This window comes from Shewanella sp. A22, from assembly GCF_053850585.1.
The window spans coordinates 1-9,840 of the sequence record NZ_JBSQBN010000152.1 but is presented as its reverse complement, the minus strand read 5'-3'; the positions used below and the strand labels follow the sequence as shown (position 1 = coordinate 9,840).

12 protein-coding genes are annotated in these 9,840 nt (G+C 41.6%); 6 read left to right on the top strand and 6 right to left on the bottom strand.

The features are described 5' to 3' along the window. Positions 1-268 precede the first annotated feature (268 nt). Entirely contained in the window at positions 269-445 is a 177-nt protein-coding gene (locus ACWXWT_RS18570) for a DUF3012 domain-containing protein (protein ID WP_456043062.1), read from the bottom strand. A 59-nt stretch (positions 446-504) separates the two neighbouring features. Continuing rightward, positions 505-870 carry an STAS/SEC14 domain-containing protein gene (locus ACWXWT_RS18565; protein WP_456043061.1) on the bottom strand — a complete coding sequence of 122 codons (366 nt, stop codon included), beginning with the start codon at positions 868-870 and terminating at the stop codon, positions 505-507. Positions 871-1,192: 322 nt separating this feature from the next. On the opposite strand from ACWXWT_RS18565, the gene arfB reads away from it, so the two are divergent. The 5 genes from arfB to ACWXWT_RS18540 all read left to right on the top strand — a co-directional run bounded on the left by arfB (position 1,193) and on the right by ACWXWT_RS18540 (position 3,904). After that, on the top strand, positions 1,193-1,609 hold the full coding sequence (gene arfB, locus ACWXWT_RS18560) for an alternative ribosome rescue aminoacyl-tRNA hydrolase ArfB (RefSeq protein ID WP_350431851.1): 417 nt from the start codon (positions 1,193-1,195) through the stop codon (positions 1,607-1,609). Positions 1,610-1,705: 96 nt separating this feature from the next. Next, positions 1,706-2,158 (top strand): type II 3-dehydroquinate dehydratase, encoded by a 453-nt coding sequence (gene aroQ / locus ACWXWT_RS18555; RefSeq protein WP_456043060.1) that lies wholly within the window; start codon positions 1,706-1,708, stop codon positions 2,156-2,158. Between the two features lie 3 nt (positions 2,159-2,161). Then, entirely contained in the window at positions 2,162-2,482 is a 321-nt protein-coding gene (locus tag ACWXWT_RS18550) for a DUF3859 domain-containing protein (RefSeq protein ID WP_456043059.1), read from the top strand. 230 nt (positions 2,483-2,712) lie between these two features. Beyond that, complete coding sequence (locus tag ACWXWT_RS18545; RefSeq protein ID WP_456043063.1) at positions 2,713-2,805, top strand: DUF3859 domain-containing protein; 93 nt, start codon at positions 2,713-2,715, stop codon at positions 2,803-2,805. Between the two features lie 91 nt (positions 2,806-2,896). Next, entirely contained in the window at positions 2,897-3,904 is a 1,008-nt protein-coding gene (locus tag ACWXWT_RS18540) for a class I SAM-dependent rRNA methyltransferase (RefSeq protein ID WP_456043058.1), read from the top strand. A gap of 83 nt (positions 3,905-3,987) precedes the next feature. On the opposite strand, the gene ACWXWT_RS18535 is transcribed toward ACWXWT_RS18540, so the two are convergent. Beyond that, on the bottom strand, positions 3,988-5,751 hold the full coding sequence (locus ACWXWT_RS18535) for an alkaline phosphatase D family protein (protein WP_456043057.1): 1,764 nt from the start codon (positions 5,749-5,751) through the stop codon (positions 3,988-3,990). A gap of 307 nt (positions 5,752-6,058) precedes the next feature. On the opposite strand from ACWXWT_RS18535, the gene ACWXWT_RS18530 reads away from it, so the two are divergent. Next, the gene (locus ACWXWT_RS18530; protein WP_456043056.1) at positions 6,059-6,481 is read left to right on the top strand and encodes an organic hydroperoxide resistance protein; all 423 of its coding nucleotides are present in this window, start codon (positions 6,059-6,061) and stop codon (positions 6,479-6,481) included. A 116-nt stretch (positions 6,482-6,597) separates the two neighbouring features. Here the strand turns inward: ACWXWT_RS18530 and ACWXWT_RS18525 are convergent, their stop codons facing one another. From ACWXWT_RS18525 to ACWXWT_RS18515, 3 genes are all read right to left on the bottom strand, one after another. Next, positions 6,598-7,782, bottom strand: a complete 1,185-nt coding sequence (locus ACWXWT_RS18525) for a tetratricopeptide repeat protein (protein WP_456043055.1) — start codon at positions 7,780-7,782, stop codon at positions 6,598-6,600. A gap of 192 nt (positions 7,783-7,974) precedes the next feature. After that, positions 7,975-8,985 (bottom strand): LLM class flavin-dependent oxidoreductase, encoded by a 1,011-nt coding sequence (locus tag ACWXWT_RS18520; protein ID WP_456043054.1) that lies wholly within the window; start codon positions 8,983-8,985, stop codon positions 7,975-7,977. Between the two features lie 34 nt (positions 8,986-9,019). Further along, entirely contained in the window at positions 9,020-9,544 is a 525-nt protein-coding gene (locus tag ACWXWT_RS18515; protein WP_456043053.1) for a DUF3087 domain-containing protein, read from the bottom strand. Positions 9,545-9,840: the final 296 nt, after the last annotated feature.

The following is a 9,840-nucleotide window of genomic DNA, read 5'->3' as shown; positions in this document are numbered from 1 at the left end:
AACGAAGCATAAAGGACTTTGAAACCCGCCAGAATGGAGTCTCTCAGGTATTCCACTTCTGTGTTACATCGATTTAAAAGGCAACAACCATTTCTACATCAATGTGCCTTGAATTGAAAAACCTGAGGGACTCTGAACTGACCAGATATTTAATGGGATTGGTATTAGGTATTAAATTACTTGGTGAGATATAAGCTACACAGCAATACTCCATTAGGGTGTTTTAATTAAACACACCCTATGATTAGCCAACTTGTGTTATATAAACTTATTTAAATACGCAATGCTTTGCGTAATCGGCAACTTCATTGGCAGTCCAATCACCGCTTTCTCTTTCTTTCATTTGCTTACACCAAGCATCGCTACCCACTTCTGGCGCACATGCCGTTAAGCTAAGGGTTAACAATAACGCGCTTGATGCAGCCAATAATTTTGATAAAAACATAAATAAGTTATCCTTTGTTAATAATTTGGGCGTTTTTCAAGAACCATAATCCATCAAGACTAACACTGCGAACGCTTGGCTATCCAAGTTACCGCATCTTGTTTACGTTCTAACGGAAACCATGCTATTTCGCCCTGCATAAAGGGGCCCATTAGCCTTACAGCATTACCCACCCAATCTGGGCCGCCTACAAACACTAACGCATCAAACGCGGGTAATTGAACTTCTCCGCTACCAGTTAGTGAGCCAAATTCCCAGCCTTCTAATAACACATCCGCTTCGATATAAAGACACACTTGATCCCAATCTTTACGATAACTCTTAATGGCGGGTTGTAAACGGGTACGATAATCTTGTGCCGATAAACGGCCACTGACAAATAAGCTAATGACACCTTTGGTAATATCAGGGATTTGACATAACATAACGGCAACTCCGGCCCTCTAACGAGGCCATAGAACAGACTTTATACGGTGATGTTATCGTGTAAAGCGACAATGGCGCACATGATAACAAAACTATTCTAGTTTTTTCATTAAATATCTAATAAACCTGTGACCAGTCAGGCTTTTTAGTTCCATAACCTCAGTAACATTCCCCCCTTCTCGCGTTCCGTTCCACAGCAGACAACCCTGAAAATTTTCCTAGACTGCGGTAGAATAGACTCACAACACAAACATGCCGCTTTAAAAACAGTAAGCAGCGTTATCGGTTTATGACCGTTATTTAAGGGGCCATCACAATCAAATGATACAAATTACTCAACGCGTCATATTGCAAGACAATGAAATTGAATGGCAGTTTGTCCGTTCAAGTGGTGCTGGTGGTCAGAATGTCAATAAAGTGTCGACCGCCGCCCAGCTCAGCTTTGATATTGCTTCATCGTCTTTGCCTGAATTTTATCAACAAAAGCTATTAGCCAAAGCTGACCACCGTATTACTAAAAGCGGAAAAATCATCATTAAGTGTCAGCAATCTCGTAGCCAAGATTTTAATCGCCAAACCGCATTAGAGCAATTTATCGAATTAGTAAAAAGTGTTGGTATTGTACAAAAAGCCCGTATACCCACTCGAGCGACAAAAGGCAGCCAAACGCGACGTATTGAAACAAAAAAACAACGTGGTGCCACCAAAGCCATGCGTCAAAATAAGTCAGACTATTAATTTTCCTAGGTAGCTGAAGATTTTAAGGTTTACCAAACGGTCATCTTCAGTAAGAATGAAGGTGTTTAGTTTATTGCCCACCACACAGGAAGAATCATGAGTAGCATAGCCAAAATTTTAGTCATTAACGGCCCTAATCTTAATTTGCTTGGTCGTCGTGAGCCTGGGCATTATGGCCATCAAACCTTAGCCACCATAGTGAGTGACCTCACTGAAACGGCTAACAACGTTGGCGTGACCTTAGAACATATTCAGTCAAATGCTGAACACCAGCTTATTGATGCGATTCACGCTACCGATGCACAGTTTATTATTATCAACCCAGCCGCTTTTACCCACACGAGTGTCGCTTTGCGTGATGCAATACTCGGCGTAGCCATTCCGTTTATTGAAGTACACTTATCAAACGTACATGCCCGCGAACCATTTAGGCATCATTCGTATTTTTCTGATAAAGCCCTTGGGGTGATTTGCGGCCTTGGTGCGCAAGGTTATGATTTTGCGCTGCAAGCCGCAATTAAATACCTAAAAGATAACACCAAAGGATAAGATTTGAGTAAGTTAAAAGCCGATGTAAGCATTATTTACAGCGGTATATTCAGTCAATGGGACAATCAAAGCGATGACTTGCCGCGTTTGTTACAGGCAAGCGTTTATATGCCCGCAATTATCGACACCGAATTAGGCTTTATTACTCGGATCAAAAAAGCCAAAAACCAAGTACTCACTTATTGCATATATCATCCCGATATTCCAGATGATGATGGCCATATTCGCCCGCCATTTGAGCGAGGTTCATACCCAATCGACCTGAATATGCTCGATCTCAGCAAGAATTTACATGCGTTTAGGCAAGGAATTTATGACTGGTAATGGTTATCCCTTTCCAAAATCGATAACGCAGCATAAACGCGTGTAAAACTTGCCCTTTGGGTGTTTCGCCGCGTTCCCACTACGTTGTTGCGCTAATTTATAAGGTACCGCATTACCACGCCTAGTATTGAAAACACGGTGAAGTTCTAAAACATGCATCGTCAGGTTGATTGGGTATCTATCAAAGAAATGATTGGCGCTTTTATCTGGGCGATTGCATCTAGGCACCAATTGGCAATAAAGTCGGGAACTGGCGGATGACACTGGAGTTAAATGGCAAAATGATTGCCGACAAAACATTTAAAGTGCATCGAGCAGATTAATTGCGACACCTAATAGTCTGTGCAGCAACTTCACTAAGCTAGAATGTTTGCTATACTCCGCGCCAATTGCCACACCATTTAACGAGCCCCCATGTCGATTCAATCTGTTTTAGCCAATGCATTAACCAAGCGTGCCACTTTTTTTGAGCAAGCAAGACAGGATAATACTGATTGTTATCGCGTATTCCATGGCACTGTTGAAGGTGAAAATGGCCTTAATATTGACCGTTATGGTGATGCCTGGCTTATTCAAACTTTTCATCAAAGCTTGTCCACACAGCAACTTGAAGACATATCAAGCCTACTGACTGCTCATGCGGACTATCATATCGTTTATAACGATCGCTCTGGCAGCCATTCTCGTGTGGTCAATCATGCCGAAAATGAAGCCCAAGACTATGCGCAATCAGAACAAGAGATCCATGAAAATGGCATCGCGTTCACATCAAAGCTTCGCCATGAAGGGCAAGACCCATTACTGTTTTTAGACATGCGAATTGGCCGCGAATACATGCGCGCTAACAGCCAAGGTAAAACGGTATTAAATCTGTTTTCATACACCTGTGGTATTGGTACTGCAGCGGCGATGGGCGGTGCTCGTAGAGTAATGAATGTCGACTTTTCATCATTTGCACTGGCTGCAGGGCATAAAAATGCCGAGCTAAACAATGTCACCGATGTGTGTGAATTTGTGCAAAGTGATGCGTTTCCGGCACTGCGTCAATTAGCGGGTTTGCCCATTGGTGGTCGTCGTAATCAAAAACTGCCTAAATATCCAAAACTGCGCCCAACTCAATTCGACTTAGTGTTTTTAGACCCACCCCGTTTTGCGAAAAGTGCATTCGGTATTGTCGATTTAGTGAATGATTATCAAGGCTTGTTTAAACCAGCAGTATTAGCAACAAAAGTAGGCGGTAAAATTGTCTGTTGTAATAATGTCGCTAAAGTAGATCGCCAAACATGGTATGACAGTCTACTTCGTTGCGTTGAAAAGCAAGGCCGTAAAGTCACGGCTAGCCAGTGGTTAGACTGCCACCCAGACTTTCCCGCATTTGATGACAATCATCCATTAAAAATCGTGGTATTGACTATAGATTAACGTTAATGATTTGATTATATATAAATCATTCAGCCACCTTTACGGTGGCTGCATGGTATCGGCGAATTCACATCAATGGATTATTACAACACCGACGTAACTTTTGGGCTCCCCGCGACACTTAATGCGCTATGACCTCGAGCATCTAAACGGGTAAAAGATTTATCTAAGATAGTATCAACAAATTGCCAATCACAACGGACTTCGTCTTGAGTCAATGTCAGTAGTAGATAACCTCGGTCCTTCATATTGGTGTATTTAAGATCCGTAACCAAATCAACAATAGCCGCTTCTGTCGCGGGCATTTCAGCGTCAGACAATCCTAAATAATACTCGAGTCCAGGTGATGATACAGAGCTGGTGGCAAATTCAACCCCAACAACATCTCCGTCGCTATCGGTTAAATCGCTCGCCCATGCATTATGAGTATCACCAGCTATCACCACTAAGTTATGATTTAACGATTTTGCTGTCGCATAAATCACTTCACGTTCATAAGCATAACCATCCCAAGCATCTAAGTTGTATGGAATAGCTGGCAACTGTAGCAGTGTGATAACCTCAGCGGTGAGCTTAGCTTGATTAGCTTGTAAGTAAGCTAACTCGTCTGCGGTTAATGTTGGATCATTGGCTTGAGCACGACCTGCTAATTGGGCTAATCTGGCGAGCTCTGCAAATTGCGGAATACTCATTTGCTGGGTCGCTATCGCTGCTGGCATGAGCATTTTACCCATCAAAACCTGCTGCCCTAATACCTGCCACTTAGCAGTTGATTGCAATAAGGACTGTTGTAGCCACAATAATTGAGGTTGCCCTAACAAGGTACGATGAGTGTCGGTGACATCGGCCGAAAATGTTGGGCTGTCAAATTCACCCGTTGTTGGATCAATGTAGTCGGCATATTCTAATTGTTTATCACGTGCTAGAACTCGTGTATCGAGCATGTGTAAATCAACCAAGTTACCATAACTAAAGCTTCTGTAAATTTCGTCATGGTTACCTTCGCTCCAAGGGCGAATAGGCAACCATTCGAAGTACGCTTGTAGTGCAGCATCTTTACGTTGGTCAAAATCGCCTTCACCGTCATTATGATTTTCAGCACCCTCTCTCCATGTATCGTTGGCCACTTCATGATCATCCCACACGGTAATAAATGGCACTTTAGCATGCAGCTTTTGTAAGCTCGCATCGCTACGATATTGGCTGTAACGGGTACGATAATCTTCAAGTAAAAACAACTCGCCTTCAGGCAGCACTTCACGGTCTAATTCTGCGGCGTGCTCGCTGGCATATTCACCACGAGCATATTCATATAAGTAATCGCCCAAGTGCACCACGGCATCAAGGTCATCTTGCTGTGCCGCTAATTCATACACATTAAAATACCCCGCAGGAAAGTTAGCGCATGACATGACCGCTAATTTTACGGCGGCAACACTGCCCTCTGGTAATGTGCGCGTTTGCCCAACTTCAGATAACGTATCACCAGCTTTAAAACGATAAAAATATTGCTGACCTGCCGTTAACCCAACCGCATCAACTTTAACCGTGTAATCACGGTCCTGATTAGTTACGGTATGCCCATTAGTCACTAATTGGCTAAAACTGCTATCAGTCGCAACCTCCCATGAAACGGTAATGTCACCTTCCATATCAGGTGTTACGCGAGTCCATAGGATGACGGCATCCGCAGCAGGGTCTCCACTGGCAACACCTTGTAAAAACTGACCAGAAATAACATTATCGTCATCGTTATTACAACCCATTAAACCGTAAGACACGACTACCGCTCCAACGCCTTTGGCTGACATTGCTAAAAAGTCACGACGGGTCACAAACCGTTTCATATTCTATCCCTATTGTTATTGTGAGTACCTGGCCATGATGATCACAGCCTAAGAGGTCAATGAGCGGCTATTGTGAAAGTAAAGAATGACATAACAGTGACAAAAGCATGACAAGCCTCTTTTTGCCGCAACACACTTATCGGTTCCACTTATGCTTAATAAAAAGTAGCCGTATGATTGAATCGAATCAAATTAAATTAAATTAAATTGTGCACAATATAGTTGCAAACCATTTTATGTTTAGATATAGTGAACACAATTGAATTGCACACAACTTAAATTATCTTACTTTGACATAGGGTTTACGATGAAAGCACTATATACCACTTCAGCAACAGCATTAGCAGGCCGTAATGGTCAAGTATCTACCGACGATAAAAAAGTCGATTTACAATTGAGTTACCCAAAAGAAATGGGCGGAAGTGGTGAGTTTACCAACCCAGAACAGCTGTTTGCAGCGGGTTATTCGGCGTGTTTCTCTAACGCTATCCTGCATGTTGCGAGTCAAACTAAAGTGGCGATAAAATCTGCTCCCACAACCGCGACGGTAGGCATTGGTGCCAATGAGAACGGTGGTTTTGCACTAACCGTTGCACTTGCTGTTGAGCTTGAACTAGACCAAGCAGAAGCGGAAAAACTAGTTAAAACCGCTCATCAAGTTTGCCCATACTCAAACGCAGTACGTGGCAATATTGATGTTAAACTAACGGTTAATGGCCAAGCAATTTAACGTTATTACTTACTGCTATATAAAACAAAAACCAAGACAACAGTCTTGGTTTTTCTATGTTGATTTCAAAGGTCATCATCGTGGTAAACAACGACTGTTTGATAAAGCATCAACACTTAATCAGACACTTTTTTTAACATATCTAATTTGGCTAAATAGTGCTTTTTACTGCCTGGCATATCAGTTAGTTCAATCGCTTTTTTTAATATTTTCTGAGCCTTTTTTGTATTACCTAGACCCAATTGAGCTCTGGCTAGCGCAAAATAAGCCGGATGGAAATAAGGCGCGTTATCGATAAACTTTTCTAAGAAGATGACGGTGGTTTTATAGTCTTTGAATTCCAATGCCTCAATACCCAAACTGTAGTAGCTGTATGGGTTGCTCGACTCAAGCGACAACAAGTATTGGTCGATCTTTTCTGCTTCAGCAATTCGGCTTTGTAATTCCAGTAATAAGCGGTAATTACTTAATACTGCCAAGGAATTCGGCTTAATATTCAGGGCATGTTGGTAGAGTTTTTCGGCTGTCTGTTCGTCACCTAACCGGCGATGAGTAATGGCCATCATATTGATCAAAGCATCATAACTAGGCGCTAACGATAGCCCTTTCTCAAGTAACATAAAAGTAAACTCATACTGCTTTGCTAGCATGGCATCTGCCGCTAAATTACGATAAAACATCGCTAAAAATTCAGGTTCTGAGATGATAGCACCGGTGCGATCAAAGCGATCCGGAAAATAATCAATAACAGAAGCAACACTATCACTTAAAAAATGCCCGCTCGGTTTTTCATCATACAAAAAAGTCCGCACATGATCTGATGTGACTAAAATATCTGAGGTAATATTGGTCAATATTGGTGGTGCATGAACCACTTGAAATACCGGATATACATTCAATTCTTTTGCCACTGAATAGGTCAATAATGCCAATGCCATGCAATTGCCAGACTGATTACTCCATGATTCGGTACTGGTATAGTTTTTTCCTTCATAATTGAAATTAGTCATTTTATGGTTAATAAACTGAGTCACTTTTATACGATTAGGGAGTGCTTTGATGTTATCTCTGGCGATAAACGCAGCTAATTCTTCTCGCTGTGCTTCTGAGAGATAAGTCAAACTGGCAATTTCAGGTACATTTTCGCTGAAATCGGAATGAATTAAAGCATGATTAAACTGGGGTAAGCGGGAAGCATGTTGGTTACTTACCGAATTAGCAGAGCAAGCGCTAAGTAAAACAGTACATACTAGCAAGACAAAATTGTGTTGGCATAAACGATTAAAGCTCAACATAGGCATTGGCAACATTCCGTGTAGTCATTGATTAACTTAATATGAATCAATTTATTTAACATTACAAGGCAATCCAAACCGCGATGATTATGTTAAAAATCATTCCCACCCACATTACACTTTTTGTAATGGTATAAAAAAGCACTCACAAATGGTGAGTGCTTTATGACACCTTTACTGGATGTAATACCGACAGTTTTATTGCTTCACACTCATTAAAATATCCAAGGCGCGTAAACGGTGCTCTTTGTCATACAAGTCATTAGTAAACATCAACTCGTCTACCCCAAGTTGCTCTACAAACACCTCTAAACGATGTTTGATTGTTGCTGGCCCGCCACAAATCGATAAACTTAAAAAGCTATCTACATAGTTTTTCTCTTGTTCGCTCCACAAGCCATCCATACTATCAATAGGTGGTTTAAGCCACATTTCTTGACCTCGAATTAACGCTAAAATACGCTGTTTTGAGGTGGTACTAAGGTGTTGGGCTTCTGCATCTGTTGGCGCGGCAACCAGAGGCAAACCAACCATTACATAGGGCTGAGTTAACACCGCTGAGGGAGTAAACTCTCGGCGATAAAGAGCAATGGCCTCAGACAAGAAACGCGGCGCAAAATGGCCAGCAAACACATAAGGTAACCCCCGTTGGGCTGCTAATTTCGCACTGAATAAACTAGAACCTAATAACCAAATAGGTACATTGGTATCTTCGCCGGGGATTGCTCGCACCGCTTTTGCACTGCCTAATTGGCGCTGTTCACGCGGGCCAAGTAACAACTGTAACTCACTCACCTCATCAGGAAAATGTTCTGCCCGTTTGTTATCACGGTTGAGCGCTAAACTGGTCACCGGATCGCTCCCTGGTGCGCGGCCTAAGCCTAAATCAATTCGATCAGGGTACAAGCTGGCTAACGTACCAAATTGCTCTGCCACCACCAACGGCTGATGGTTGGGTAACATTATCCCCCCCGCACCAACACGAATACGCTTTGTACCACCAGCAATGTAACCAATTAAAATCGAAGTGGCAGAGCAAATAATACCCGGCATGTTGTGGTGTTCAGCAAGCCAAAAACGGTTTACACCTAAGCTTTCAGCATGTTGAGCATAGCGTAAACTGTCTTGTAGGGTTTCAGATACGGTTGAATCTTGACGCATCGGCGCAAGTTCAAGTAATGAAAAAGGAATGTCTGTCAGTATAGACATCATAGATCCTTATTTAAGCAATAAAATAATTGTGCTAAAAGGCTTGTAACATGTCTGGGGTAAACTCATCCTCATCAATAGAAAAACCTGCAGATTCAATAGACTGTTGCAGCTTGTTGAGTTCATTATTTACATTCGACATCGTTAAAGTGTTATTGTCTAACTCATACACAAGCGCCAAACTTTGGTAATAAAATGTTAAAATAACCAAGGCATCGTGATTATTGCTTTTAGCGGCTTGCTGTACAGCTTTCAGTTTCCGAAAAATCTTGTTTTGTAGTTGCTTAAGTTGCCACACATAATAAACTTCGTAAAATTTCGGTTTTGTACGCAAATTGCGGATCAGTAAACTGCACACCATTAGTGCCAGAATAACCCCAGTAAAATTGAGATGAAAATTACCGGTTGATTCTGCGCCAGGTATAGGCTTAACGCCAAAGAAGTAAATCATTAACTGACCAAATACCAACGACAAAATGACTAATATGATCACTAAGCCAATTTGCACCTGATTGTTAACCGAACGGTATTGGCTTTTATCTATTTTAACTAACTTCATCACGCTGCTCACATCACTTATTTATGCATAGCTTAACGCGCAGCCTTGTTAGAACAAAAGAGTAAATAGATTTATATCAGAATAAAAAAATACAAGCCATTAAATACCATATAATTTAATGGCTTATATAGATAGCACAAATAATACCAATCTCATTAAATATCTGGTTAGTTCAGAGTCTCTCAGGTTTTTCAATTCAAGGCACATTGATGTAGAAATGGTTGTTGCCTTTTAAATCGATGTAACACAGAAGTGGAATACTTGAGAGACTCCATTCTGGCGGGTTTCAAAGTCCT

Bases quoted from the DNA above. Each gene is read 5' to 3' on its own strand.
- ACWXWT_RS18520 (WP_456043054.1), bottom strand. From the start codon at position 8,985: ATGTCTATACTGACAGACATTCCTTTTTCATTACTTGAACTTGCGCCG.
- ACWXWT_RS18525 (WP_456043055.1), bottom strand. From the start codon at position 7,782: ATGCCTATGTTGAGCTTTAATCGTTTATGCCAACACAATTTTGTCTTG.
- ACWXWT_RS18535 (WP_456043057.1), bottom strand. From the start codon at position 5,751: ATGAAACGGTTTGTGACCCGTCGTGACTTTTTAGCAATGTCAGCCAAA.
- ACWXWT_RS18565 (WP_456043061.1), bottom strand. From the start codon at position 870: ATGTTATGTCAAATCCCTGATATTACCAAAGGTGTCATTAGCTTATTT.
- aroQ (WP_456043060.1), top strand. From the start codon at position 1,706: ATGAGTAGCATAGCCAAAATTTTAGTCATTAACGGCCCTAATCTTAAT.
- ACWXWT_RS18540 (WP_456043058.1), top strand. From the start codon at position 2,897: ATGTCGATTCAATCTGTTTTAGCCAATGCATTAACCAAGCGTGCCACT.
- ACWXWT_RS18570 (WP_456043062.1), bottom strand. From the start codon at position 445: ATGTTTTTATCAAAATTATTGGCTGCATCAAGCGCGTTATTGTTAACC.
- ACWXWT_RS18530 (WP_456043056.1), top strand. From the start codon at position 6,059: ATGAAAGCACTATATACCACTTCAGCAACAGCATTAGCAGGCCGTAAT.
- arfB (WP_350431851.1), top strand. From the start codon at position 1,193: ATGATACAAATTACTCAACGCGTCATATTGCAAGACAATGAAATTGAA.
- ACWXWT_RS18515 (WP_456043053.1), bottom strand. From the start codon at position 9,544: ATGAAGTTAGTTAAAATAGATAAAAGCCAATACCGTTCGGTTAACAAT.